This is a genomic window from candidate division KSB1 bacterium, assembly GCA_034506255.1.
GTDB classification, from domain to species: domain Bacteria; phylum Zhuqueibacterota; class Zhuqueibacteria; order Zhuqueibacterales; family Zhuqueibacteraceae; genus Coneutiohabitans; species Coneutiohabitans thermophilus.
In genome coordinates, this window is the sequence record JAPDPX010000002.1 from 335,380 (window position 1) to 361,775 (window position 26,396).

Consider the following 26,396-nt stretch of genomic DNA (forward strand, 5'->3'; position numbering starts at 1 on the left):
ACCATGAGTGAGATTATTGCCACCGTATTGAAGATTCTGTTTTTCATTCTGGTCTTCGTGTTCAACACCGCGGCGTTGCTGACCTGGGTGGAGCGCAAACAAAGCGCGCTCATGCAGGACCGGGTGGGTGCCAACCGCGCCCGGATTTTCGGTTTGCGTTTGTGGGGGTTGTTTCACATTCTCGCCGACTCGTTGAAGATGTTTCTCAAGGAGGATTACCGGCCACGGGGCGCGGAAACGCTGCTCTTTTGGCTGGCACCCGGCATCAGCATGTTTTTCGCGCTGGTGGCGTTTGCCGCCATCCCGTTTGCCGACTCCCTGGTGATTGGCGGCCGCGCGCACCTCATGCAGATCGCGCCGCTCAATATCGGCATTTTGTACGTCCTCGCCACCATGTCGATGGCGGTGTACGGCGTGGTGCTGGGCGCCTGGGCCTCCAACAACAACTACTCGCTCATGGGCGGCCTGCGCGCCTCGGCCCAGATGATCTCTTATGAAGTCGGTATTGGCGTCTCGCTCATCGGTGTGCTGCTGGTTTTTCAAACGGTGAATCTGCAGGAGATCGTGCGCGCCCAGGGCGCCCTGCTCGGTGGCTGGCTGCCGAAGTGGGGCATTCTCTACCAGCCCATCGGCTTTCTGCTGTTTTTCACCACCGGTCTGGCGGAAACCAAGCGCATCCCGTTCGATGCGCCGGAAGGCGAAAGCGAGATCATCGGTTACCATGTCGAATTCAGCAGCATGCGCTTCGGCATGTATTTTTTGACCGATTTGATCGAGACTGTGCTGATCGCCTGCATCACCGTCACGCTGTTCCTCGGCGGCTGGCAGGTGCCCTATCTCACCGCCGCCGGTTTCGAGTTTCCCTGGGGCGGCCGCCTGGCCCTCTCGAACTTGTCGGTCACCGTGCTGCAGTTTTTAGGATTTTCGCTGAAAGTTGCGGCCCTGCTGTGGTTCATGATGTTGATCCGCTGGACGCTGCCGCGCTTTCGCTACGATCAAGTGATGGCGCTGGGCTGGAAGATTTTGCTGCCGCTGGCATTGCTCAATATTTTTGTGACGGCGGCAGTCATCCTGTTCCTGTGAGACGGCCGGCCGCCATGCCGGTCAATTCCTGCGCCGCCTCATTCACCACGATTCCCTGCATTGGCCATGAACGTCCACGACAAATACAAGCCGCTGACTTTTTGGGAACGAACCTACCTGCCGCGCGTGTGGGACGGCCTGGTGCTCACCATGCGGCATTTCTTCTGCAACCTGTGGCATTTTCTGCTCGCCAGCCTCGGCATCCCGCGCGCCTGGAAGGGTGCGGTGACCTATCAGTATCCCGAAGTGCGCCGCCCGCTCTGGCCGCGTCTGCGCACTCTGCACCGCCTCACCAAGCGTGACGATGGCACGCCGCGCTGCGTCGCCTGCATGATGTGTGAAACCGTCTGTCCGGCCAAGTGCATCTACATCGTCGCCGGCGAGCGCCCGGAGAAACAGATCGAAAAGTATCCGGTGCAGTTCGACATCGATTTGGGCAAATGCGTGTTCTGCGGCTATTGCGTTGAAGCCTGCCCGGAGGATGCCATTCGCATGGACACCGGCATCCTCGAGTTTTCCGCCTACGGCCGCAATGGCATGCTGCTCACCAAAGAGATGCTGTTGAGCTTCGAGCCCAAGAAAGGACATTACGTCGCACGGCCGGATTTGGAGACGGCGCCCACCGCCGCGCCCAAGCTCGCGGAAGCCTAGCGGGCTGTCACCCTGATTTTGATTTGGCAGTGGTCCGCAAAATCTCACCCCGGCAAATCTTGTGACAGACCAGGCAACAAGCCCGGCGGTGTACAGGTTCATCGGAATGACACGCCGGGGAGCCATTTCTGCGATCAGGGCAACAGCACACGCGTGTGCTTTCTTGCATCTTGCCTCCACCATCCTTGACTGTTGTATTCTGTTTGTCCGCGGAAGCGCTGCCCGTGTGGTGACGATGCCACCCGGGTAGGCCCGGGATCCGGAGTGACGGTGGGACTCTAAATTTTTTTGCTGCCACGGCCACGCCATGCAGGAACGCGGATCATATCAGGAGGCTGCGATTTCGGACGGGTACTCATGACGAGTCTGTGACGGTGAGCACGTGAGCGCAGAGCGGTGCGGCTGCCTCCCGGTATGCCTGCGAGATGACGGGCAACGCAGTCGTACCGTTCGAGGAGGTGAGGTTCCGCCCAAACTGCGCCGGCCAAGGCCGGGCGGCGCTTGCTATTCCTGCCGGCATTGTCTATATTGCCGGCGTTTTCGCGGTTGCGACGCAATCCCGCGCTGTCCCGGCGGCAGGGGCGGCGCCCACGTTCGACGATCACCAGAATCCTGCAGAACGGAGGAGAGTATGGGCCGACCACAGCAGCCATTTCTGGAAAAGGAAACCCGTTTTCTCGAGGAAGGACGGTACGGCGACAACGTCATCATCACCTCAATCGATTCATTGCTCAATTGGGCGCGGCTGTCCTCGCTGTGGCCCATGACCTTTGGCCTGGCGTGCTGCGCCATTGAAATGATGGCGGTGGGGGCCTCGAAGTATGATCTCGACCGCTTCGGCGCCGGCGTGTTTCGCCCCAGCCCGCGCCAGACCGATCTCATGATCGTGGCCGGCACGGTGACCATCAAGATGGCGGAGCGCGTGAAGGTGCTCTACGAGCAGATGCCGGAGCCCAAGTATGTCATGTCGATGGGAAGTTGTGCCACCTGCGGGGGACCCTACTGGAAGCACGGTTATCATGTGCTGAAGGGGGTGGATCGCGTCGTGCCCGTCGACGTTTATGTGCCGGGTTGCCCGCCCCGGCCGGAGGCGCTGATTGACGGCCTGCTCAAGCTGCAGGAGAAAATTCGTCGGGAAAGCCTGATCAAGCGCAAACTCACGGAGGCGGTGAAATAATGGCACCGGATCAAATTGCACAACGGCTGCGGGACCGCTTCGGCGAACAAATTCTGGAATTCAAGGGCGATGCCCTTGATCCCTTTGTGCGGGTCGCGCCCGAAAACATTTTGCCGGTTTGCAAATTCCTGCATGAAGAGGACGATCTTTTTTTCGACATGTGTCACAACCTTTCGGGCTACGATCCCGGCGCCGGCCAACCGCTGGTCGTTATTTATCATCTTTTCTCCTTCCGCCATCGGCATTGGTTTACCCTGAAGACGGAAGTCCCGCGCACGGGCGGTCATGTGCCCACGGTGTCCTATCTCTGGCGCACGGCGGACTGGCACGAACGCGAAGTGTATGACCTGTTCGGCATCACCTTCGATAATCACCCCGACCTGCGCCGCCTCCTCTGTCCGGACGATTGGGAAGGCTGGCCGCTGCGCAAGGATTACATCGTGCAGGAATACTACCACGGCATTCGCGTGCCCTACGGCGAGGACTGGAACAACTTCGACACCTTCGCAGGCAACTTCGAACGCGGACATTACGTTTTCGCCTTTGAAAAACGCCTGCCCGCCAACGACGGCCAGCCGGCCGGGAAGAAGGAGTGATCATGGCACAATACTTCAAAGACATCTGCAACGGTCTTTACACCATCCTGATCGGCATGCTGGAAACCTGGAAGCATCTCTTCCGGCCCGCCGTCACGCTGCAATATCCCCATGCCCGTTTTGCCCTGCCGCCCGGCACGCGCCAGCAGCTCTTTTGCAACATCGATGATTGCATCGGCTGCTACAAATGCGCACGCATCTGCCCGGTGAATTGCATCTACATCGACACCGTCAAGGCCAAGCCCACCGAAGATCTCGGCAAGGCCTCGACCGGCAACCCCATCCGCCAGCACGTGGTGCGCTTCGACATCGACATGTTCAAGTGCTGCTACTGCGATTTGTGCACCACCGTGTGCCCGACGGAATGCCTGTACATGACCGACAAGTACGAAGCCACGGTGTACGAGCGCAGCAACGGCCTCTTTCACTTTTCCAAGTACGAGCCGGCGTTGGCGGCCAAAATGCTGGCGGCGCAGGCCGCCGAAGAGGCTGCCGCAGCCGCCGCCAAGGCCGCCAAGGCCGCCGCCAAACCCAAAGCCGAGGCACAGCCTGCGCATGCCTGAGCGCACGGCCGTCGCCTCCGCTGCTCCCTTATTCTCTCCCTCATTTTGGAAGGCGCTATGTTCGGCACAATCGGCAACATCTTCAAACGGCAGCGCTACTATTTTGAAGACGAAGGCAATCTGGTGGTCGATCTCGATCCCGCCGCCGCCATCCAGAAGCACAATTACGAGACCATGGCGCAGGCGCGGCGGAGCAAAACCTTCCCCGGCGACGAGATGATCATCAACATGGGGCCGCAGCACCCCTCCACCCACGGCGTGCTGCGCCTGGAGCTGGTGCTCGATGGCGAGATCGTCAAGAAATGCACCCCGCACATCGGCTATCTACACCGCAATTTCGAAAAGCATGCGGAAAACGTCGGCTGGAACGAGGTCATCCCCTACACCGACCGGCTGGACTATCTCGCCTCGATGAGCATGAATCTCGGCTATTGCCTGGCGGCGGAAAAACTGCTGGGCATCAAGGAGCTGCCGCGCAAGGTCGAATACCTGCGCGTGATTTGCGCGGAGCTCATGCGCATCTCCAGCCACCTGATGGCAATCGGCACCTTCGGGCTGGATGTCGGCGCCATCACCCCCTTTCTCTGGGCTTTCCGCGATCGCGAACGCATTCTCGATTTGTTCGAATGGCTTTCCGGTGCGCGCCTGCTCTACAACTACATCTGGATCGGCGGCCTGGCGCGCGATCTGCCCAGCGGCTGGCTCAAGCAGGCCGCGGCATTCCTCGACGAGCTCGAGCGCAACATGCGGGAGTTCAACCGGCTGCTCTCCGGCAATCACATCTTCATCAAACGCTGCGCCGACATCGGCATCCTGCCGCCGGAAGTCGCCATCAATTGCGGTGCCACCGGCCCGGTGCTGCGCGGCAGCGGCATCAAATGGGACGTGCGCAAGGACGAGCCCTACTCCATCTATCCGCAATTCGAGTTCGATGTGCCGGTGGGCGAAGGCCGCTACGGCCCGGTGGGCTCCGTGCTGGATCGCTACCTGGTGCGCATTCAGGAGATCGAGCAGTCGATCAAGATTTTGCGCCAGGCGATTGCGCAATGTCCCGAACAGGGCGACGTCAAGGAGGCCATCCCGCGCCGCATGCGGCCGCCTGCCGGCGCCGAGTGCTATGTGCGCAGCGAAGCCCCGCGCGGCGAGATCGGCTTTTATCTGCGCTCCAACGGCAGCGACATTCCCGACCGCGTGCGCTGCCGGTCCTCCTGTTTCGTGCATGTCAGCCTGCTCGATGAAATCAGCCGCGGCGCAATGGTGGCCGACATGATTCTGATCATCGGCAGCATCGACATCGTCCTGGGAGAAGTCGATCGTTGAGCGCCGGCAACGGCGCCGGCCCGATGCCGCAGCCGGCAATGCTCCGCCCCGTCGCTGTCTGCGCGCACAGCAGGCGGCGCGGCGGGCTGTTTTTGCGACGGGGAGGGCGGCCGCCGGGCAGTACACTTTTTTCGTGAATGGCTCTCCACGGCGGGGAGGAGGCTTGCAAAAGTACCGGAAACGGCGTGCACTGCCTCGCCTGCTCATCAGGTGGGTGGTTTTTCCCTTCCGAAGCAAAACTTCGTGTGAAGTGTTTTCCGCATGCGCTCATGGTGGGTGAAGGGGGTCTCGTAATCGCACCGGCGGCCTGCATATTCATTCACCGTCGCGGAACAAGATTATTCCCGCCAATTTCCGCCTTTTTCCAGAATCCGCTTGACAACTCACTCCGCTGATTTTATTATCTATCCGTTTTTATGCCGGTCGCAAACCATATGCGCGCCCGGCCGGCACAGGCACAAACAGTCGCACCACACCGCACGTGCGGTTTCTCTCATCCCAACCACGCACCCCTATGCCAACCAGAGAGCTCATTACCCTGCGGGTGAACGGCTCCACGCATGAACTGGCCGTCCGGCCCTATGATGTTTTGCTCGATGTCTTGCGGGAAAATCTCAATTTGACCGGCACCAAGCGCGGGTGTGACATGGGCACCTGCGGCTGCTGCACGGTGCATCTTGACGGCGAGCCGCGATTGGCCTGTCTGACCCTGGCGATGGAGGCGGTCGGTCGGGAGGTGCGCACCATTGAAGGCCTGAAGGATAAGGGCTTGCTGCATCCCTTGCAGCGGGCCTTTGCGGAGTACGGTGGTTCGCAATGCGGTTTCTGCACGCCGGGCTTTATCATGACTGCCGCCGCCCTTTTGGCCGTCAATCCCCACCCCACACGGGAGGAGATTAAAGAAGCGATTTCCGGCAATCTTTGCCGCTGCACCGGTTATGTCAAAATCGTCGACGCGATTGCAGCGGTTGCCCGGACAAAGGCGGCGACCGTTGGATAAGGGATCGCCTTCCCCGGCGACCAGTACAGCGGGCCGGGCGTTTGGCCGATTCACCGCTGCACCCATCCCGCCCGGGGGCTTGTAAAGCAGCACGCGGCGTGCAGATTTTACCTGCACGGCGCGCGCGGTTGAAGAGCAGTTGTGGCAAGGCGGCGAGAGCGGAAACACAAGAAATCCCCGCCGGCAGAGCGTGCCTTGCGCCTGATCATTTTGCGGAGAGCAGAAGATGGCGAACATTATCGGCAAGCCGGTTCCCCTGGTCGACGGCCTGAAGAAGACCACGGGCGAGGGCATCTACACCGACGACATCAAGCTGCCCAACATGCTGGTGGGCAAGATTCTGCGCAGCCCGCATGCCCATGCCCGCATCAAACGGATTGACATCCGCAGGGCGGAACAGTTGCCGGGCGTGCATGCCGTGCTCACCGGCAAAGAGGCGCCGCATACGTTTGGCGTGCTGCCGATCAGCGAGGATGAAACCGCACTGGCGGTCGACAAGGTGATTTTCATCGGCGACCATGTGGCAGCGGTGGCCGCTGATGACGAAGAGACGGCTCTGCAGGCGCTGCGTCTGATCGAAGTCGAATATGAAGAGTTGCCGGTTTACCGCAAATTTGAAGACAGTGCGCAACCGGTGGCGGAGGCCATTCATCCCGGCAGCGGCAACGGCACCAATATTCACAAGGAGGTCAGGCAGGAGTTCGGTGATTTGGCGGCGGCACGTGCGGGCAGCCGGCAGGTAAAATCCGCCCGTTACGATTTTATGGGTGTGACGCATGCCTTCACGGAACCGCATTGCGTCATCGCCCATTACGACGCCGATGATCGCATGACGGTGTGGTCGGCGCAGCAGGTGCCGCATTACCTGCATCGCGCCCTCGCCCGGGTGCTGCAAATGCCGATGCATCGCATTCGGGTGATCCGGCCGATGGTGGGCGGCGCCTTCGGCGGCAAGAGCGATCCTTTTCCGCATGAGATGGTGGCGGCACTGCTGTCGCGCAAGTGCCGGCGGCCGGTGAAGATTCTGTTCGACCGCGAGGAAGTTTTTCTCAACAATCACGGCCGGCATCCCACGCACACCGAAATCACGATGGGCCTGGATGCGGCGGGCAGGATCACCTTTTTGGATTTGCAGGCGGACATTGACGGTGGCGCGTGGGGCAGTTTTGGCGTGGTCACGACGTACTACAACGGCGTGCTCAACATGGGGCCGTATGTGATCAACAACTTTCGTTATCACGGCCGCCGTGCCTACACCAACAAGCCGCCGAGTGGCGCGATGCGCGGCCACGGCGCGGTGAACTCCCGCTTTGCCGTCGAGACGCTGCTGGATGAGCTGTGCGAAGCGGCCGGGCGCGATCCCTGTGACGTGCGGCTCAACAACCTGCTGCCTGCCAACTGCACCACGGTCAACGGCTTTCGCATCACCAGCAACGGCACGCGCGAGTGCATTCTGCGTGCGCGCCAGGCCTCGGAATGGGACCGCAAATTCCGCAAACTGCCGTATGGCCGCGGCATTGGCGTGGCCTGCGGCTTTTACATCAGCGGCAGTGCCCATCGCATTCATTTCAACGATCTGCCGCAAGCCACCGTGCACCTCAAGATCGACATGGATGGCGGCATCACGGTGCACTGTCTGGCCGCGGAGATCGGTCAGGGCAGTGACACCATGCTGGCGCAATGCGTGGCGGAGCCGCTGGGCGTGAAGCTCGACCGCATTCGCATTTTCGCGAGCGACTCCGATGCCGATCCCATCGATCTCGGCTCCTATTCCAGCCGGGTGACCTTCATGGCAGGCAACGCGGCGCGGGAAGCCGCCCTCCAGATTCGGGAGAAGCTGGTGCAGGCGGCACATGCGCTCACCGGCTATCCCGCCGAAGGCTTTGTGGCCGCCAACGAGGAGCTCATTTATCAGCGTGATCCGCGCGTGCGGGTGAGTTTCATGCAGGCCCTGGAGAAGGCGCTGGCCAACAACGGCGCTCTGCTCGCCAAGGGCAAATATATGGGCCCGCCGCCGATGGGCGGGTCGTTCAAGGGGGCCCGCGCCGGTCTGTCACCGAGCTACAGTTTTCAATGTTACATCGCGGAAGTGGTGGTTGATACGGAAACCTTTGCGCCGCGGGTGGAGAAGGTCTGGGCGGCGCACGATTGCGGCCGGGCACTCAATCCGCTGGCGGTGCAGGGCCAGATCGAGGGCTGCATTCACATGGGGTTGGGCCAGGCGTTGATGGAGGAAATGATTTACAATCGCGGCAACGTGTTGAATGCCAATCTGCTCGATTATCGCACGCTCACGCCCCGGCAAATGCCGGAAGTGGAAGTGATCATCGTCGAGAGCGATGATCCCGAGGGGCCGTGGGGCGCGAAAGAGGCCGGGGAGGGGCCGTTGCTGCCGATTTTGCCGGCGGTGGCAAATGCCATTTATGATGCGATTGGCGTGCGGCTGCGCAGTTTGCCGATGACGGCAGACAAGATTTGGAAAGCGGTGCAGGATCAGAAACGGATCGCCAGGCGTCGCGCCGCGCTGCCTGTCTCTTGAACGGCAGCCGGCTCACGGCTTCACGGCTGCGCCAGACAACACCAGCAGAAGCATGATTCTTCCCGCCTTCAAATATCACCAGCCCCGGACTGTGCAGGAGGCGATCGCACTGGCACAGGCCTGCGCCGGGGATTTTGACTTCCTCGCCGGTGGCACGGATTTGCTGCCGAACTACAAGATGCGGCTGAATCCGCGCCGCCATGTGATCAGCCTCACCCGCATTCCCGAGTTGCAGGAAATCAGCCCCACCCGCATCGGCGCGCTTGCGCGTCTGCGGGAGGTCATCGCGAATGAAGCGCTGCAACAGGCTCTGCCGGTGATTCCGCACACGGCGCGGCAAATCGCCAGCCCGTTGTTGCAGGCTGCCGGCACCGTGGGCGGCAACTTGCTGCTCGACACACGCTGCTATTACTTCAACCAAAGCTGGTTTTGGCGGGATTCCAAAGGGTATTGCCTGAAAGCGGCGGGCACGGAATGCCTGGTGATTCCGCAAAAGTCGGTTTGTTATGCCACTTACTCGGGCGACCTGGCGCCGGTGTTTCTGGTGCTGGGTGCCTCGCTCGTGCTGCAGGGTCCGGAGGGCCGGCGGGAAGTGCCGTGTGAAAAATTCTTCACGCATGACGGCATTACCCGCCATGTCAAACTGCCAGAGGAGATTTTGACCCACGTGCTGATCCCGGCCGCGGCACAAACGTTCAAGGCCGGCTATTTGAAGTTGCGGGTGCGGGACAGCATGGATTTTCCCGTCCTGGGTGTGGCGGCAGCCATTCGTCTCAACCAACGTACCATCGAACAGTTGCGCGTGGCTCTGACCGGTGTGGCGACGACGCCACTGCTGTTCGACGAGGTGACCGGCGCGGTGGTGGGTGATCAACTCACAGAGAATCTCATCGCCGGCCTCGCGGATGACATCATGAATCGTGTCACCCCCTATCGCAACGTTGCCCTCTCCCCGCAATACCGCAAAGCCATGATTGCCGTGTTCATCCGGCGATTGCTGCGACAATACCTGCCCGCTGTCGAGACGTGAAGAGAGGAGCACAGGACATGAACACCCCGCAGAGCAACCACCGCGCCGTCGGAGAGCGTGTGACCAGCGACCGGCTGCCCGTGATGGTGGCGGAGTATCACGATATGCGCTTTGGCGCGCGCGCCTATCTGGTGATCGACATGCTGGTCAACGGGGTTGCCGGCGGCGGCTGCCGCCTGAAAAAAGGCGTCACCGCCGGGGAGATGATCAAGCTGGCGCAAACCATGACGCGCAAATTCACCCTCACCGAGCCGCACATCGGCGGCGCCAAACTCGGCATCGATTTTGACCCCGCCCGGCCGGAAAAACTGCTGGTGATGCAGCGCGTCTTCGAATTCTATCAGGCCTTCCTGCACAACTGCTACGTCACCGGCGCGGATTTGAACACGAATGAGAGCGAGATCGTGGCCTGCACCCAGGCCATCGGCCTGCCCTGCCCGCAATACGCGCTGGCGCGCAGCCTGGGCAACACCGAGCGCCGCATTGCACGCTTTTTCGAAGGCATCAATTTGGCCGTTGACGACCGCGGCAGGATGGTGCTGAATGACGCGGCCACCGGCTACAGCGTGTGCATTGCGGCACAACGCGCGCTGCAACCGCAGGGCTTGCGCGGCTGCACCGTCGCCCTGCAGGGTTTTGGCAACGTCGGCACCGGCGTGGCCAAGTTTCTTGCCGACCGCGGCGCCCGGATTGTTGCCGTGAGCGACCGCTTCGGCACCATCTACTGCGAGCAGGGGCTGGATGTCGATCTGTTGTTGGCACGCCGCGACCAGCACACGAAGTCGGTGTTCCCCGCGCTGATGGCGGCGACCGACCGGCCGCCCCAATATGAGTTCATTGCGGATCCCGAGGTCATCTATGAAATGGCCGATGATCTCTTTCTCCCGGTGGCCGACAGCGGGCTGATCACCGAAAAGAATTACCGCAAGATCAGGGCGAAGTACATCGTGTGCGGCGCAAATGATCCCTTTGCGCCTGCGGATTTGGAGGAGCGTCTGTTCGAGCTGGGCAAGGTCGTGGTGCCGGATTTCATTGCCAATGCCGGCACGGCGGCGCTCTATCACACCCTGATTCGCGGCGAGGGACCGGTGATCCTTTCGGAGGTGCTGGCGAGCATCGCGGAGCAAATCGGGCAGGCCACCGATGAAGCGTTGCAGAAAGCCCGGGCCGAGAAGATCTCGCCGCGCCGTGCAGCGGAAATTATCGCCACCGAAAAGATCAACGCCTATCCGGCACACTACACCACGACAGTTTCGAAGCGCTGGACCTGAGCCGCGCCGCGGGGGAGGAGCGGCATTGGGCCATGCCGGCCGGTGGGGGAAATGGATGGTGACTGCACCGCTGCCTTGCCTTTGGCCTCAAGAGAGATCGTTCCGCAACCGCGCGAAATCCTCCTCCAGGCGGGCCAGTCTTTCGCGCCATTGCGCGTTCTCCTCTTGCAGCCGTGCCAGCGTGGCCTTGAGTTCTGCCAGCTCGGCGCGCCACGAACCGGGCGCGGAGGATGCGGTCGCTTCGCGCGGTTGCCGGGGATCGCCGAGACAATGACGATAGCGTTCCTCCTTCTGGCCGGGCTGGCGCGCGACGGCTGCAACCAGTGGCGGTTCCCGGTTTTGCAGGCTCGCCAGCGTCTCTGCCACTTCCTCCAGGGTTTTAAACTCGTGCTGGCGCAACGCGCGGCTCTTGATTTCTCCCGCAGTTTGCGGCCCGCGCAACAACAGCAGGCTGAGTGCCGCCATTTGCGCATTCGACAAGCCCATGCCGCTCGCGCCAGCCCGGTGCGCATACTTCACCACCCGGCCCTCGCCATGCACGAAGGCGCACCAACCCTTTTCTCGCAAACCGGACAGGGCTTCCTCGACCTCCCCGGCCTGATATTCCACCACCGGATCACGGCTCGTTTTCTGATTGCAGGCCGCCACCAGCGCGTTGAGCGTCATGGGATAATACTCCGGCGTGGCCTGGCTTTTTTCGATCAGACAGCCCAGCACACGGAGTTCTTCCGGGGAGAGGGTTGGCATAAATCCACCGCGTTTGTGGGTCTCTGAAACGGCATTTTTGATTTCGGACTCAACCGGCGATTCGGACCGGCCATCATTCGCATCCGTCCGACCTCACCGACTTTGGAGAATATGTTCCGGCAAGGCCTGGCCGTTGCTTCAAATCCCGGCCTCTCACGATGCCCGGCTTTGCGAAACCTCGGCTCAGCCGGGCTCGCAATGTGTTTGCTCACTTGACCAGATCAGGTCAAAAAAGATGCGGCTTTTGTGAATGATGGTCTCCAAACGCATTTCCCCCGCGCCTTCTCTCGGAGAGAGAAAGGAGAAGACAAACTGGATTGGAATGCAATTGTCTCAATTGCACTCTTGCTGAAGACGTCACGTTTTTCTCACACGAACGAAAGGGCACTTCCCACGAAATGGCTTTTTCCCGTGGGGTTTCGGTTTTCGTGGAAGGATTTTCTGTGTTTGATCTTGACACCGAGGGTGGTATCACTGTTGTGTTATGCACCGGCCGTCCCGAGCGGGACCTAGGCGCGCATCTCTCATCTTCTTCAGGCGTGCGGCGAAAGCGCTCCCGTGGAGCAATCTGTTTAGAACTGCTCACGACAAGCCGCCGGCATGCGCACCCGCCGGCCCGCTCTCCGTGAAATCGTGCAGCTTTACACCGGGCAGAGTCAGGATAAAATCAGCGCCCAGCGCAGCCGCAGGCGTCCAGGCGCCGGGGCGCACGCGCTGCGCCAGCACCGCGGCCAGAGCGGCGAGCGCAGCCTCCGCGGTGAAGGTGTATCCCTCCGGCGTGGTTAACGCGGCGGACACCGTGCGCCCCGCCGCATTGCGCACCTCACCCCAAATCACACTGAAACACTGCTGGCGCTCCGCTGGTGTCAATTCCCTGGTACCTGCCGCTGCGACCGCTTTCAGCAGCCATTGCACCAACGCGGGGCGGGTGAGCGGCGCGATCCGGTTCAGCCACCGCAGGCGGCCAAGCAACGCCGGCGGCACGGCGGTGTAGACGCATATGTTGGGAATGCCAGTGGTATGAAAAGCCGTACTGACGTCGCCCCAAGGAATGCTTATGCCCATCCTGCTGCCCTGGGGAAAGGGCAGCCGCCGTGTTTGCCAGCCGAACGGCACCGCAATGATTTCACCGTTGTGGCGCACGCGGCTGCCGCCCGGCAACGCTTCAATAGCAGTTTTGATTGTGCCCCGGCTCGAGCGGCCGGTTCCACCAAACGCCAGTTCGAGATGGGTGGCATCCGGCAGGCGCTTTTTGAGCATCGCTGCCAGGCAATCACTGGGCACAACGTCGAGGCCCACACCCGGCAGCAGGACGATGCCCGCCTGCCGCGCCTGCTCGTGGCAGGCAAAAGTTGCTTCGAACACGGAAATTTCACCGGTGATGTCAAGATAATGCACCCGGGCTTGCAGGCAGGCGGCCCGCATCGGCTGGGAAGTTGCCGAGAACGGCCCGGCCATGTGCAGCACGGCGGTGAGGCCCTGCAGATGCGCATGGATCATGCCGCTGTCGTTGAGCGTGAAAATGCGGTATTCCAAGCCCAGCTCCCGGGCGAGCCGGCGAATGGCGCCGGCATTGCGACCCGCCAGGATAGGCCGCAGGCCGCGCGCGAACGCGAGCCGCGCGGTCAGGTCGCCGGTGTAGCCATTGGCGCCGTAGAGCAGCCAGGCAGGCGTGGCTGAAGTCACGGCATTCCCTTTCTGCAGACGGCATGGGCAGCGCGGCTGCCCTCCAGGCAAAGCCTGACGGTGCAGCCCGCCGGCAAAAGTCCCCTGCAACGGTCTGGCCGTTGTGTGAGAAACCGCGACACAGACGGCGTGGAAACATTCGACCGGATACTAACCAAAAAACGGCACAAGCGCAAGCCGCGCCTGCCCGCATGGTTTCCCGCCGGGGCGGGCTTGCTTTTTCAGGAAAAGCTCTTTAGCTTGCCCGCCGGATTGCGAGCCGGGTGGCGGCCACGCCAAGATGATGGTGCATGCCGGCGGTTGGCGCCATTTTGTTGGTGACAGCTCACCTCACGAGATTGGCCACCACCCAGCCATTGCCCGAAACTTCCCAGAATGCGGTGGAAAACCATTGCCCGGCCGTGGCAAAACGGCCGTAAATTTTGCCGGGGAGGAGAACCATCATGAGTTCCCGCAGCAAAACCGTGATCATCATTCTGTTCATCTTCTTCATCATGTTTCTCATTTTCCCGCGCGGCTGTCCGGAGCAGGGCGGGGCGGCTTCGCAGCCGGGGACCGCGCTGTTGCGATGACAGGCGCGCGCCTGCCCACAGTCATCATCTGAAGCAATCTCCCGAAAAAAAATTGACGCGAAGGCGTGAAAGTGCCAATTACTTCTTGCATTTTCCTGAAAAAGTTTGTTTATTGCGCGCGTCAAAAAATGATCGTCGAACAAACTGGAGATTGACGCATCAGATGTTACTCACAATCCCGGCCGATTCAGCAGAACCGCCAGAACCGGCTTCTCCCACCCAGCCCTCAGCCGCTGCGTACTTCGCGGGGGAAGTAATCCAACACCTTCCCATTCCAGTATTGTCACCCGTCTGTCTCTATCGCAAACCAACCCTCCCAGCAATGCCACAGGTGATTGCCGTGTGAAAGCGAACCAGTCGCCCGGTTGCGACTCAGGCCCACATGAAATCATTGCGGCGGCAACTGCTCGTGCGGCCAGGCGGTTTCGGAAACAGTTGCCCCCGTGCCAATCACCCAAAAACAGCATGGCCGGCAACCACGCCACGCCGGAGAAAACACCCGGTGCGCACATGGGCGCAAGACCGGCGCGACGCACGCCAGGCCATCACCTGAACCACCTGCATTTCCACCGTCTTTGAGGAGACCAACATTATGCGAGTCGGATTCACTTACAACATGAGGCGCAGCTCGGCGACCGCCGAAGAAACGGAGCCTCCTGATTTCCCCTCGCTTCCTGCTCCCGGCCGCGATGGCATGGACAACTTTGCCGAATGGGATGACGAGCAGGTCGTCCGTGACCTGTACGAGACCCTGGCAAAATATCATGAGGTGATTCCCATCGAAGCCGACCTCAACGCCTTCGAGAAGCTGCGCAAGTACCGTCCGGATATTGTGTTCAACATCGCAGAAGGCTTCTTTGGCCCTTCACGCGAGTCGGTCATTCCTGCCATGCTGGAAATGCTGGGCATTCCCTACACCGGTTCCGACCCCGTCACCCTCGGTCTCTGCCTGGACAAGGCGCGCGCCAAGGAGATTCTGGGCTACCACCGCCTGCCCACCGCGAAATTTGCCGTGTTGAAATCCTGGCCGCTCAACGGCCAGTTGCGCCACTTCGATTATCCCATGTTCGTCAAGCCGCTGTTTGAAGGTTCCAGCAAGGGCATCTGGATGGATTCCGTGGTGGAGAATACCGCTGCCATGAAAGCCACGGTCGAAAAAATCTGGCACACTTATGCACAGCCGGCGCTGGTGGAAGAGTTCATGCCCGGTCGGGAATTCACCGTGGCGCTGCTGGGCAACGGCCCCTCCCTGCGTGTGCTACCGATCGTCGAGATTGCTTTCGAGGTGTTGCCGCAGGGTGCCAAGCCCATTTATGGCTGGGAGGCGAAGTGGCTGTGGGACTCGGCCGAGCACCAGTTGGAAATCTACAAATGCCCCGCAGCGCTCGACGCCGAGCTGCAGACCAAGATCGAAACCCTGTGCAAGAAGGCCTTCAATTATCTTGGCTGCCGCGATCTCTGCCGCATCGACGTGCGCCTGGATGCCAACGGCGAACCCAATATTCTCGAACTCAACCCGCTGCCCGGTTTGATCAAGGATCCGGCGGTGCATTCCTGCTTTCCGAAGGCGGCCTACACCGCGGGCATGACCTTCGACGATTTGATCCTCACCATTTTGGAGGAGGCGTGCCGCCGGCAGGGGGTGCGGCGATGAACAGTCCAAAAGTTTTGCTGGCCTACAATGCCCCACGCCGCCAACAGCGCGGCCGCGCGATTGACTACATTTCCGAAGCCGGTGTGCTGGAGCAGGTCAATGCCGTGTATGCCGCCCTGCGCGAGCTCGGTTATGAAGTCATGCTCGCGCCCCTGCAGAAATCGATTCACGCCTTCATGGAGCGGCTTTCCCGCCTCCCCGCTGATCTGGTGTTCAATTTGGTGGAAGGGTGGCAGGGGGAGAGCCGTTTTCATGTGCATGTCGCCTGCATGTACGAGCTGCTGGGCGTGCCCTACACCGGCGCGCCGCCCGCCACTTTGATGCTCGCCACCGACAAGTGGACAACCAAGATGCTGCTGCAGCAGGCGGGCCTGCCGGTGCCGGCCGGTCTGCTGTGCAGTGAAGTGCCCGGCCGCGTCAATCTGCGCTTCCCCCTGATCGTCAAGCCGGTGCATGAAGATGCCAGCCTGGGCATCGACGCGGAATCCGTCGTCGATACGGTTGACGATTTGCGCCGGCGGGTGGCGTGGGTGATTCAAAACTATCATCAGCCGGCGCTGGTGGAGGAATACATCGACGGCCGCGAGTTGAACATTGCCATCCTCGGGGACCAAATTCCGGAAGCACTGCCGATTTCGGAGATCACTTTTCCCTACTGGCCGGCGGAGGTGCCGCGCATTTGCTCCTACAACGTCAAGTGGATGGCGGACAGCGAAGAGTATCATGCGGTGGCGGCCGAGTGTCCTGCCGTGCTCGAGGAGGAAACCGCCCGCCGCGTGCAGCAAATCGCGCTTGCCGCTTTTCAGTTGCTTGGCTGCCGCGACTACGCCCGTGTCGACATGCGCCTGTCCGCCGACAACCAGCCCTACATCGTGGAAGTCAACCCCAATCCCGACATCTCGCCGGATGCGGGATTGACACGTTCGGCACTGGCTTCGGGGCGGTCGTATGTGCAACTGGTGGGTGACATCATGGCATGCGCCCTGAAACGTGGAGAACCCCATGGTCGCCATTCGCGCCCTGCAGCGCGACGATCGGCCGTCTATCAGCCGAATTTTGCATGACACCGGCAACTTCACCGCCGCGGAAATCGCGGTTGCGCTCGAACTGATCGACATCTATCTCAACCAACCGCAGCAGCGGGACTATCTCTTGTATTGTGCCACCGACACCACCGCCGAGGTCATCGGCTACGTCTGTTTTGGGCCGACCCCGATGACCGAAGGCACCTGGGATTTGTATTGGATCGCCGTTGCCCCGCAGCATCAGGGCCGCGGCGTCGGCCGGGAGTTGATGGAATTCGTGGAGAATTATGTCAGCGGCTGCAACGGCCGCCAGCTTTTCATCGAAACCTCTTCACAGCCGAAATACGAACCCACCCGCCGATTTTATCTCCGCCGGAACTATCAGGAAATTGCCCGCATCCCCGACTTTTACAGCGTCGGGGATGACCGGGTCATTTACCGCAAATTGTTGCGCTGATACCCCTCCGGCAAGCCGGTCGGCCCGGTTTTCCCGGCGCGCCGCCCGCCACCGACCTCACCCCGCGGGGCGCAGGCGGACATGCCGGCAGCGCAAAATCTGCTTGTGCTTCACGGAAACTTGATTATCTTGCCCCTCAACTTTTTCAGCGCACGGAGTTTTGCAGCCAAAATCCCGGCCCCAGAACGAGTCCCTCACTGTTTTCGCGCAACGACGCAGTCGCCGCGCGGCGATCGCGGCATACGATCCACGGAGGAAGGAAAACATGGAACGCCTCATCAGTCTGTTGGGGATGTTCATCTTGTTGGCGCTGGCCTACGCCATTTCCTATGATCGCCGGAATTTTCCCTGGCGGGTGGTGCTGTGGGGGACGGGCCTGCAACTGCTGTTTGCGGTCATCATCCTGTGGACGGAAGCGGGCAAAACCGCTTTCCAGTGGACGGGTGACAAGATCACTGCTTTTCTCGGCTTCACCAAATACGGCACCGAGTTTCTCTTTGGCAATCTCGTCAAGCCCGAGTTTCAAAACACCTTTGGTTTTCAGTTCGCCTTCGCCATTCTGCCCACCATCATCTTCTTCTCGGCCGTCATGTCGATTCTCTATTATCTCGGTGTGATGCAAAGAGTCGTGGAGTTGATCGCGCGCGCCATGGCCAAAACCATGGGCACGAGCGGCGCGGAGTCGCTTTCCTGTTCCGCCAATATCTTCGTGGGCCAGACCGAGGCGCCGTTGTTGATCCGGCCGTTCATCGCCCAGGCGACGCGCTCGGAGTTGATGGCGATCATGTGTGGCGGCTTCGCCACGGTGGCGGGCGGCGTGCTGGCGGGGTACATCGCGATGGGCATTCCGGCCTCGCATTTGCTGGCTGCCAGCGTGATGTCCGCACCGGCCGCCCTGGTGATGGCCAAGATCATTCTGCCGGAACGGGAAGAGTCGGTCACCAAAGGCCACGTGAAAGTTCCGCCCGTCAAAATCGCAGGTGACGTTATTGAGGCGGCGGCCGTGGGCGCAGCGGATGGTGTCAAGCTGGCAGTCAATGTCGGCGCCATGTTGCTGGCCTTCATCGCCCTCATCGCCGTGATCAACGCCGGCATGGGAATCATTCACCAGACGCTGGCAAACTGGGTGAACTTCAATTATTTTCCGCAGGATTTGCGCACGCTTTTCGGCTGGATTTTTTCGCCACTGGCGTGGGTCATGGGCGTGCCCTGGAAAGACTGCCTGGAGTTTGGCAACCTGCTGGGCACCAAGATTTCGATCAACGAATTTGTCGCCTACGTCCAGCTCGGCGAGACGATTAAAACCGGCGCGATGAGCGAGCGCGCTGTGATCATTGCGACCTACGCGCTGTGCGGCTTTGCCAATTTCTCCTCCATCGCCATTCAAATCGGCGGCATCGGCGGCATGGCTCCGGAACGCCGCAGCGATCTCGCCAAACTCGGCCTGCGCGCCATGTTCGGCGGTGCGCTGGCAAGTTGGATGACCGCGACCATCGCGGGGATGCTTACTGGATAAGATAGACAAGGAGACAAGATCAGCGAGCGCAGAAGGGCTTTTAATTTTTCCAAACTATTGGGAGGGTATCATGGAAAAACTGGAGGCTATATTCGACCTTGGGGAACGAGCCTTGCGCTTTGCCACGCCGATCGTCAAGTATGTCCGGACTTTTCCGAGAGATGTTGCGGGGTTTGAAATTGGCGGGCAGCTTATCCGCGTTGGCACTTCTCCGGGCGCCAATTATGAAGAAGCCGATGCCTGTGCCGGCGCCAATGAATTCATCTACAAAATACGGACCTGCTTGAAAGAGTGTCAGAAAACCCGCTGCCGGTTGCTGGTCTCCAAATTTGCTTTCCGGGAAAGCGGGCTGGACACCTGGCTGCGCAGGAAAATCTCTGCGAGGATCAAAATTTTCAAAACGATTATCACGAAGACCATCACGAAAAGAAAATCCCCCAACCTCGATTGCTGAAAACTCCGAATTTGAATTGTCTACCCTGCCCCGTGGGCTTTTGCAGTGACGGCCGGTCGCACGGCCTTTGATCATCGATTTCGTCCTCCGGGACTCCCGGCTCTGCGTTGCGTTCACCTTGCGGCCCGGTGGCGCTGTTCTTGCCTTGCCATGAAATGTAATCTGAAATTGCAGCATCAGCCGCTCTGTCCGTTTTGACTTTTTTATCCAACTTGGCTCTTTGACCAACTTGGTTCCCTGACCATGAACCTGTTCCGCACCAAGAACCTTGATCAGTTGACCCACGACGCCGAGGCCACCCGCATGAAGCGCTCGCTCGGCGCGGTCGATTTGATTTCCCTGGGCATCGGCGCCATCATTGGCACCGGCATCTTTGCCATCATCGGCACGGCCGTCGCGGGCGATACGGTGCGCCCCGGCGCCGGTCCGGCCATCATGTTGTCCTTCGTGCTGACGGCGATTGCCTGTGCCTTCTCGGGTTTGTGTTATGCCGAGTTCGCCTCGCTGGTGCCGGTCTCCGGCAGCGCCTACACATATGCTTATGCCACCCTTGGCGAACTGGTGGCCTGGATCATCGGCTGGGATTTGATCATCGAATACGCCATAGGCAATGTGGCGGTGGCGATCGGCTGGGCGGCGTATTTTCATCAGATGTGCGAGGGCCTCGGTCTGCACATTCCCGCCTGGCTGTCGGTGGATTATCGCTCCGCGGCACAGACGGCCGCGGCCGTTGCCAAAGCCGGCGGGCAGGTCGATCCCAGCCTTGCGCTGAATTACGAAGCCTGGCTCAACCATCCCACCATTTTGGGCATTCCCATCATCTTCAACTTTCTGGCGGTGGCGATCGTGGCACTGATTACCTGGGTGCTGGTGCTGGGCGCAAAGGAATCCGCATGGGTCAACAATCTGATGGTGGCGATCAAGCTCGCGATTCTGCTGTTCTTCATCTATGTGGGCGCCAAGTACGTCAAGCCGGAGCATTGGTCGCCGTTCATGCCCAACGGCTTTCCCGGCGTGTGGACCGGCGCGAGCCTGATCTTTTTTGCCTATATCGGTTTTGATGCCATCTCCACTGCCGCGGAGGAATGCCGCAATCCCGGCCGTGACATGCCCATCGGCATCATCGGTTCGCTGGCAATCTGCACGCTGCTCTATGTGGCGGTGGCGGCGGTTTTGACCGGCATGATGCCGTGGGACAAACTCGGTGTCGCCGATCCGCTCGCGGAGGCGCTGGCCTATGTCGGCTCCGATGCCGCCGCCGGCCTGGTGGCGTTCGGCGCGGTGATTTCCATGACCGCGGTGCTGCTCGTCTTTCAATATGGCCAGCCGCGCATCTTCTTTGCCATGTCGCGCGACGGCCTGCTGCCGCCCTACTTCGAAAAGATCCATCCCAAATACAAAACCCCGCACAAGACCACCATCTGGACCGGCGTGGTGGTCGCAACCATCGCCGCGGTTGCCAACATCAACGAGATCGTGGAGCTCACCAACATCGGCACGCTCTTCGCTTTTGTGCTGGTGTGCGCCGGCGTCATCATTCTGCGTTACAAGGATCCGCACCGGCCGCGCGTTTTCAAAACTCCGCTGGTGCCGCTGGTGCCGTTGCTCGGCATCGCCTCCTGTGTTTACCTGATGGCCGGCCTGCCCCATGTCACCTGGCTTCGTTTCGGCGTGTGGCTGCTGGCCGGCTTGCTGCTGTATTTTGTTTACGGTTTTTGGCACAGCCAACTGCGCGGCAAAGCTTGAGGCCGGCGCCATCGCCGTGGTTCATCGCAATGGAGATACAAACATGCAAGACGCCCCTCTCACTGCTGCACCACCCGAGGCAAAACCAGCGGAGTTGCTGCGCGCCCTGGGTTTGCGCGAAGCCATCGCCATCAACATCGGCTGCGTGATCGGCTCCGGCATTTTTCTCGTGCCGGCCACCATCGCCGGCCACCTCAACGCCATGGGCCCGATTCTGCTGGTGTGGGTGGTCGCCGGCTTGCTCACGCTCTTCGGCGCCCTGTCCCTCGCCGAGTTGAGTGCCATCCTGCCGCGCGCCGGCGGGCCGTATGCCTATCTGCGCGAAGCCTTCGGCAAAGTGTGGGGGGTTCTGTTTAGCTGGAACGACTTCTTCATCAACAAGGCCGCTTCGCTCGCTGCGGTTGCCATCGCCTTCACCACCTATCTCGGCTATCTGGTTCCCGCCCTCGGTCAAAGCCCGCCGTTCTTTCAACCCGGCTGGACCATCTTTGGCCATCCTTTTGTTTTCGGCTGGAGTCAGCTCGTGGCGATTGCGGTGATTGCGCTGGTGACCGTGATCAATGTGCGCGGCGTGCAATTCGGCGGTTGGGTGATGAACCTCTTCACCTCCGCGAAAGTGGCGGCCCTGCTGTTTTTGATCCTGGCGGTTTTCTTTTCCGGCAAGGGCAGTGCGGCGAACATGCTGCCCTGGTGGCCGGAGAGTTGGAGCCGCGAACTCACGGCCGCCTTCGGCCTGGCGATGGTCTCGGCGTTGTGGGCGTATGACGGCTGGATCGATGTGACGCTCACCGCCGGTGAGATCAAAAACCCGACGCGCAATGTGCCGCTCGCCCTGCTTTTCAGCGTGCTGGCGATCATGGTGCTTTATGTGCTGGCGAATATCGCCTATGCGCTGATCATCCCGCTTGCCGAAATGCCGGCTTCCTCGCGCATCGCCGCGGATGTGGCGGCGCGCGCCATTGGTCCGCTCGGCGCCCTGCTCGTTGTCGCCGGTATCATGTGCTCGACCTTTGGAACGGTCAATGGCATGGTGCTGGCAGGCCCGCGCTCGATTTGGGTCACCGGCCAGGATCGCGTCTTTGCGCCGGTGCTCGGCAAAGTGCATCCGCGCTTCCGTTCGCCGCACGTTGCCGTCATTACCATCGGCGTGTGGGGGGCGTTGCTCACGCTCAGCGGCACCTATGATCAACTTGCCGCCTACGTGGTTTTCGGTTCATGGTTTTTTTATGCCATGGCGGCGATCAGCGTGATTGCGTTGCGCCACAAACTGCCGGACGCGCCCCGGCCCTACAAGGCATGGGGCTATCCCCTGGTGACATTGCTCTACACGCTGTTTGTCGGCTGGTTCCTCTACAACACCCTGCTCAACGATCCGCGCGATGCCCTGATTGGCATCGGACTGCTGCTTCTGGGATTGCCGTTTTACTATTACTGGACACGGCAACGCTAGTGCACGGTTACCTTACATTTTTGTAGCCCCGACCCCTTGCGGGTCGCTTGCTGAAGCAGCAAAAGTTCATTTTTGAACAGCCGCCCATGAGGGGCGGGGACTACAGAGTTCATGTTTACAGTGCACCAGGCTGAAAGCCGGAGCGTGCAAAGCATACTGGGGGCGCGCTGACCGCCGATCGGTGGAAAAGAGCCGCAAAAGCAGACAGGCCAACGGATCAAGCGATCCGTTGGCCTGTCTGCTTTCCGCCTTCACTCCGGCGCATGGCATGCGTTGAATGGCTGGGCTGGCATGCCGCCCGCTCAGCGCGGCGGCGCACGCTTCATTTCCCGCTCGCCTCCGGAATGGTCGCGATCGTCAGTTTCTTCACGCCCGCCTGCCTGGCAATATCCATCACCTTCACCACCCGGCCGTGCGGCACGTTTTCGTCGGCGAAGAGATGCAGCGTGGTTTGCGCTAGCTGGCTGGCGGCAGGCTGCAACGCCGCCGGCAGCGTTTCCAGGGTCAATTCCCGGTCGTTCAGTCGCAGGCTGCCATCTTTGAACAGGTAAAGAATGTAGGAATCGACCTGGCTGAGGTCCGCGCTTTTGGCGCTGGGCAAATCCAGCTTCATGCCCGGCTGTTCAATGAAGGTCGAGCTGATGAAGAAGAACATCAGCAGCATGAACACGACATCGATCAACGAGGTGATGTTGATGAACACCCGCCGGCCCGAGCGCGCGCGGGTGGAGGCGGCAAAGGAGAATTTGCTGTCGTAGAATTGCATGGCGGTGTCATCCGGCGGCGGTCTGGTTGGCACGCGGTTGCCCGCCGGCGGGCGTGAAGGCGCGGATTTTCAGCAGCAGTGCCGAAGTCTGGTCTTCGATATCCAGCACCAAATCCTCGGCGCGCTTGGTGAAATAATTGTAAACCACCAGGGCGGGAATGCCGATTGCCAACCCCACGATGGTGGTGATCAATGCCTCCGATATACCGCCAGCCAGCGCCGCGGCCTGGCCCACGCCCATCTGGCTGATCACTTTGAAGATCTTCAAAATGCCGAGCACGGTGCCAAACAGCCCGAGCAGGGGCGAAACCGCCGCCACTGTTTCCAGGGCCACCAGCCCGCGCTCGAGCGCACGGACTTCCTGGCGGCCGCGATCCACGATGATCTCCTTCATCTGCTCGTGCGGCAGCGTGCGGTGCTCCAGCGCGGTGCGAATAATGTTGGACAACGGGCCGTTGTGCTTCTGGCACACCGCGAGCACCAAATCGACGTCCTGCGGCGAGGAGATGCTCCCAATCACCGCGACCACCTCGGGCGTGAGAACCTTGCGGCGGCGCAGGCTCCAGAGTTTTTCGAGGATCACCGCCACCCCGACCAGTGAACACAGCCCGAGCGGGATCATGGTGATGCCGCCTTGTTGCAGAAACTGCCAAACCGTTTGCATGATTCCTTTCCAGTTGGATGCCCTCACGGCCGGATGACGGTGTATTCGAAATGCGCCGTGATCTCGAGATACGGCTCGGGAAAATTCTCCGGCAGCTTGCGAAAGGGCGCGGAAAGCTGCACCGCGCGCACGCTGGTTTGCATCAGCGACTCGTGACCGTTGAAGTTGAGCACCTCCAGCGTTTGCAGCGAGCCGTCCGGATAAATGCGGAAGCGCAATTGCGTCCTGCCGCTGATCAATCCCATGTGGGTGAAAGCCGGCGGCGGAAAAATGTTTTCATAAATGCGCCGCCGCAGCCAGAGCATATATGGTGCAAATTCCCACTCATAGGTGTTCAGGGAAAAATCGCCGAGCGCCTGCGCGCGGGTGACCTGCTGATCATGGCCGGCGGTGGTCTCGCCTTCGAAAGCAGTCGGGAGGGGCGCCTTCCTGCCGGTCAGCATTTCCCGGCGAAAACTGGCGGCACCGAAGGCAAAGGACTGCTCGGCGGGAGTTGGAGCTGTGGCTGCCGCGGCATCGCTGCCTGCGGGTTCCGGCGGTGTCACCGTTTGCCGCGGAGGAGAAGCGGGGCTCGGTGAGTGTAGCAAGCCTTTGGAATATGCTTCACCCAACGGCAGGTTCTCCAGCGCTTCGGGATTTTGGGCCACGGCATTCTTGTCGGAGGCGAAGTGGGCCTCCTCGGCCGGCTTTTCGCGCCGGGCGGAGGACGGTGTTGCCACCACTTCCCGCAGGCGGTTTTCATCGAAGGTCAGTTCGATGACTGCCGGCACGGCAGCGACTTTTTGCGCAGCCGCCCAAATCCATCCGGCGGCGGCCGCCCAGCTCGTCAGCAAAAAGGCAAGAATGTGCAGCAGCAGTGAAGCGGCCAGTGCCCAGTGCACCGGTTTGTTGCGAAAGGATGTGGAAAGGGCTTGCACAGGATCTTCAGCAGAGTGTGGGAAACCAGCAGAGGGTTGCCTGACGTTTTCTCCCCGCGCCGAACCGTGAATGATGCCGTTGCCTCGGGATGACGAAATTTTTACAGCGTTAGACGATCCAGATCGCGGGCCAGTTTGATCTCCCCGGAGAAAAATTCCCGGCATTGTGCCACCACCGGTGCTGCCAGGCTCTCCGGATACAAATGTGAAAGCAGCACCTGCCGGCAATCGGCCGAGCGCGCAATTGCGCCAACTTCGCCGGCCGTCAAATGATTCGCCACGCCCCGGCCGTTGGGAAACGAACATTCGGCAATCAGCAAGTCGGCCGCCGCCGCCAATTCCGCAACCTCCGGGCAGGGGCCGGTATCGCCGGTGTATGCCAGCACCCGGCCACCGCTTTGCAGGCGATAGCCATTGGCCGGCACCCCGTGATTCATCGGCAGCGCCTGCACCTGCCAGGGTCCGGTTTCAAATGCCTGTGCCGACACTTCGCGCACACGAATGGGAACGGCAATGTCCTCGATCCATCTGCCGTACAAGGCCGCCAAACCTTTCCAGAAATTCTGCAGCCCCGGCGGGCCATACACCTGCAGCGGCCGGTGCTGCCGCTGTTCGCCCTCGCCATGAAGCGCCCACAGCAGCGGCGGCAGGTCGGCAATGTGATCGAGATGAAAATGGGTGATCAGAATCGCGTCGACCGTGAGCAGCGGCAGGCCGGCCTCCAGGCCGCGGCGCAGCACGCCATCGCCGCAATCCAGCAGCAGCAGATGATCGGCGCAAGTCAGCGCGTAGCCCGCCATGCTGCGCTCGCGCAGCAACACCCGCGTGCCCGAGCCCAGCACCGTCAGCGTGATTGCGGGTGGGGTCTCCTGTGTCGGGGCTTCCGCCAGCGTCGCGGTCATGACTCAATCCGCCGGTTGCGTCCTGACCTCCGCCGCCAGCCAGCGCAGATAGTTGTCCGCGCCTGCACTGATGGGCAGGGCGATGATCTCCGGCACCTGGTAGGAATGGTGCGCCTGCACGGTGGCGATTAATTCCTGCAGCAGCGGCCGCGTGGTCTTGATGAACAACAACACCTCCTCCTGCTCGTCGATTTTGCCCTGCCACCAAAAGAACGAACGCACGCCGGAGAGGACATTGACGCAGGCCGCGAGCCGTTCCTGCACCAACAGCTTTGCCAGTTTCGCGCCCTCTTCTGCATTGGCGGCCGTGACCAGCACCACCAGTTTGTCGGTGAAATTTTCCATGGTCATCTTCCTGTGTCTCATTTCCGGTTGACTCTTCCCTGCTGCCGCCGTGCAACACTTGAAGCCAGGCCGCCGTCAGCCGGAGGAAAACCTCGCGTCAGGACAAAAGCCACTGCCTGCTGTGATGATCTGCATTTTGCACGCACCCTGGCGCCGGCCTGTTGGCGATGGCAAGGCCATTGTTCTAGCGCCAGCCGGCGGGCTCTGCTTGCCTGCCCACTGCCTGCGCAGTATGGAGGGCAAAACGGATGCAAAATTCAGGGAG

General features: G+C 60.8%; 25 protein-coding genes. 18 read left to right on the forward strand and 7 right to left on the reverse strand.

The genetic code is table 11. From position 1 onward, the window contains the following. Positions 1 to 3: 3 nt before the first annotated feature. The 10 genes from ONB52_04990 (at position 4) to ONB52_05035 (ending at position 11,230) form a co-directional block, all read left to right on the forward strand. Positions 4 to 1,083, forward strand: coding sequence for an NADH-quinone oxidoreductase subunit H (locus tag ONB52_04990; protein MDZ7415502.1), 1,080 nt, complete (start codon positions 4 to 6; stop codon positions 1,081 to 1,083). Between the two features lie 66 nt (positions 1,084 to 1,149). Continuing rightward, a complete protein-coding gene (locus ONB52_04995) occupies positions 1,150 to 1,734 on the forward strand; it encodes an NADH-quinone oxidoreductase subunit I (protein MDZ7415503.1) in 585 nt (194 codons plus the stop codon). Between the two features lie 631 nt (positions 1,735 to 2,365). Then, positions 2,366 to 2,911 (forward strand): NADH-quinone oxidoreductase subunit NuoB, encoded by a 546-nt coding sequence (gene nuoB, locus ONB52_05000; GenBank protein MDZ7415504.1) that lies wholly within the window; start codon positions 2,366 to 2,368, stop codon positions 2,909 to 2,911. After that, positions 2,911 to 3,507, forward strand: coding sequence for an NADH-quinone oxidoreductase subunit C (locus ONB52_05005; protein ID MDZ7415505.1), 597 nt, complete (start codon positions 2,911 to 2,913; stop codon positions 3,505 to 3,507). Before nuoB ends, ONB52_05005 begins: the two co-directional genes overlap by 1 nt. A gap of 2 nt (positions 3,508 to 3,509) precedes the next feature. Further along, positions 3,510 to 4,070 carry a 4Fe-4S dicluster domain-containing protein gene (locus tag ONB52_05010; GenBank protein MDZ7415506.1) on the forward strand — a complete coding sequence of 187 codons (561 nt, stop codon included), beginning with the start codon at positions 3,510 to 3,512 and terminating at the stop codon, positions 4,068 to 4,070. A 57-nt stretch (positions 4,071 to 4,127) separates the two neighbouring features. After that, a complete protein-coding gene (locus ONB52_05015; protein MDZ7415507.1) occupies positions 4,128 to 5,390 on the forward strand; it encodes an NADH-quinone oxidoreductase subunit D in 1,263 nt (420 codons plus the stop codon). 514 nt (positions 5,391 to 5,904) lie between these two features. Next, a complete protein-coding gene (locus ONB52_05020; protein MDZ7415508.1) occupies positions 5,905 to 6,390 on the forward strand; it encodes a (2Fe-2S)-binding protein in 486 nt (161 codons plus the stop codon). Positions 6,391 to 6,616: 226 nt separating this feature from the next. Next, positions 6,617 to 8,929: a xanthine dehydrogenase family protein molybdopterin-binding subunit gene (locus ONB52_05025; protein MDZ7415509.1), complete on the forward strand. Its 2,313-nt coding sequence runs from the start codon at positions 6,617 to 6,619 to the stop codon at positions 8,927 to 8,929. A 52-nt stretch (positions 8,930 to 8,981) separates the two neighbouring features. Continuing rightward, a complete protein-coding gene (locus ONB52_05030; protein ID MDZ7415510.1) occupies positions 8,982 to 9,959 on the forward strand; it encodes an FAD binding domain-containing protein in 978 nt (325 codons plus the stop codon). A 17-nt stretch (positions 9,960 to 9,976) separates the two neighbouring features. Then, the gene (locus tag ONB52_05035; GenBank protein ID MDZ7415511.1) at positions 9,977 to 11,230 is read left to right on the forward strand and encodes a hypothetical protein; all 1,254 of its coding nucleotides are present in this window, start codon (positions 9,977 to 9,979) and stop codon (positions 11,228 to 11,230) included. Positions 11,231 to 11,317: 87 nt separating this feature from the next. Here ONB52_05035 and ONB52_05040 read toward each other — a convergent pair whose 3' ends face one another. Together ONB52_05040 and ONB52_05045 are read right to left on the reverse strand one after the other, a co-directional pair. Then, positions 11,318 to 11,977, reverse strand: coding sequence for a DUF480 domain-containing protein (locus ONB52_05040; GenBank protein MDZ7415512.1), 660 nt, complete (start codon positions 11,975 to 11,977; stop codon positions 11,318 to 11,320). 582 nt (positions 11,978 to 12,559) lie between these two features. Then, positions 12,560 to 13,663: a saccharopine dehydrogenase NADP-binding domain-containing protein gene (locus tag ONB52_05045; GenBank protein ID MDZ7415513.1), complete on the reverse strand. Its 1,104-nt coding sequence runs from the start codon at positions 13,661 to 13,663 to the stop codon at positions 12,560 to 12,562. A 443-nt stretch (positions 13,664 to 14,106) separates the two neighbouring features. On the opposite strand from ONB52_05045, the gene ONB52_05050 reads away from it, so the two are divergent. From ONB52_05050 to ONB52_05085, 8 genes are all read left to right on the forward strand, one after another. Further along, positions 14,107 to 14,235, forward strand: coding sequence for a hypothetical protein (locus ONB52_05050; GenBank protein ID MDZ7415514.1), 129 nt, complete (start codon positions 14,107 to 14,109; stop codon positions 14,233 to 14,235). Positions 14,236 to 14,827: 592 nt separating this feature from the next. After that, positions 14,828 to 15,889 carry an ATP-grasp domain-containing protein gene (locus tag ONB52_05055; GenBank protein MDZ7415515.1) on the forward strand — a complete coding sequence of 354 codons (1,062 nt, stop codon included), beginning with the start codon at positions 14,828 to 14,830 and terminating at the stop codon, positions 15,887 to 15,889. Next, complete coding sequence (locus ONB52_05060; protein ID MDZ7415516.1) at positions 15,886 to 16,953, forward strand: ATP-grasp domain-containing protein; 1,068 nt, start codon at positions 15,886 to 15,888, stop codon at positions 16,951 to 16,953. Before ONB52_05055 ends, ONB52_05060 begins: the two co-directional genes overlap by 4 nt. Then, positions 16,892 to 17,371, forward strand: coding sequence for a GNAT family N-acetyltransferase (locus tag ONB52_05065; GenBank protein ID MDZ7415517.1), 480 nt, complete (start codon positions 16,892 to 16,894; stop codon positions 17,369 to 17,371). Before ONB52_05060 ends, ONB52_05065 begins: the two co-directional genes overlap by 62 nt. Positions 17,372 to 17,636: 265 nt before the next feature. Then, positions 17,637 to 18,887, forward strand: coding sequence for a NupC/NupG family nucleoside CNT transporter (locus ONB52_05070; protein ID MDZ7415518.1), 1,251 nt, complete (start codon positions 17,637 to 17,639; stop codon positions 18,885 to 18,887). 70 nt (positions 18,888 to 18,957) lie between these two features. Continuing rightward, complete coding sequence (locus tag ONB52_05075) at positions 18,958 to 19,341, forward strand: four helix bundle protein (GenBank protein ID MDZ7415519.1); 384 nt, start codon at positions 18,958 to 18,960, stop codon at positions 19,339 to 19,341. A 243-nt stretch (positions 19,342 to 19,584) separates the two neighbouring features. After that, positions 19,585 to 21,087, forward strand: coding sequence for an amino acid permease (locus ONB52_05080; protein MDZ7415520.1), 1,503 nt, complete (start codon positions 19,585 to 19,587; stop codon positions 21,085 to 21,087). Positions 21,088 to 21,130: 43 nt separating this feature from the next. Then, the gene (locus ONB52_05085; protein ID MDZ7415521.1) at positions 21,131 to 22,537 is read left to right on the forward strand and encodes an amino acid permease; all 1,407 of its coding nucleotides are present in this window, start codon (positions 21,131 to 21,133) and stop codon (positions 22,535 to 22,537) included. Between the two features lie 322 nt (positions 22,538 to 22,859). Here ONB52_05085 and ONB52_05090 read toward each other — a convergent pair whose 3' ends face one another. From ONB52_05090 to ONB52_05110, 5 genes are all read right to left on the reverse strand, one after another. Further along, a complete protein-coding gene (locus tag ONB52_05090) occupies positions 22,860 to 23,336 on the reverse strand; it encodes a biopolymer transporter ExbD (protein MDZ7415522.1) in 477 nt (158 codons plus the stop codon). Further along, a complete protein-coding gene (locus ONB52_05095; GenBank protein MDZ7415523.1) occupies positions 23,311 to 23,967 on the reverse strand; it encodes a MotA/TolQ/ExbB proton channel family protein in 657 nt (218 codons plus the stop codon). Before ONB52_05095 ends, ONB52_05090 begins: the two co-directional genes overlap by 26 nt. A 23-nt stretch (positions 23,968 to 23,990) precedes the next feature. Further along, positions 23,991 to 24,884, reverse strand: a complete 894-nt coding sequence (locus tag ONB52_05100) for a TonB C-terminal domain-containing protein (GenBank protein MDZ7415524.1) — start codon at positions 24,882 to 24,884, stop codon at positions 23,991 to 23,993. A 101-nt stretch (positions 24,885 to 24,985) separates the two neighbouring features. Next, the gene (locus ONB52_05105) at positions 24,986 to 25,786 is read right to left on the reverse strand and encodes a ribonuclease Z (protein ID MDZ7415525.1); all 801 of its coding nucleotides are present in this window, start codon (positions 25,784 to 25,786) and stop codon (positions 24,986 to 24,988) included. Between the two features lie 3 nt (positions 25,787 to 25,789). Further along, positions 25,790 to 26,131: a divalent-cation tolerance protein CutA gene (locus ONB52_05110; GenBank protein MDZ7415526.1), complete on the reverse strand. Its 342-nt coding sequence runs from the start codon at positions 26,129 to 26,131 to the stop codon at positions 25,790 to 25,792. Between the last annotated feature and the right edge of the window lie 265 nt (positions 26,132 to 26,396).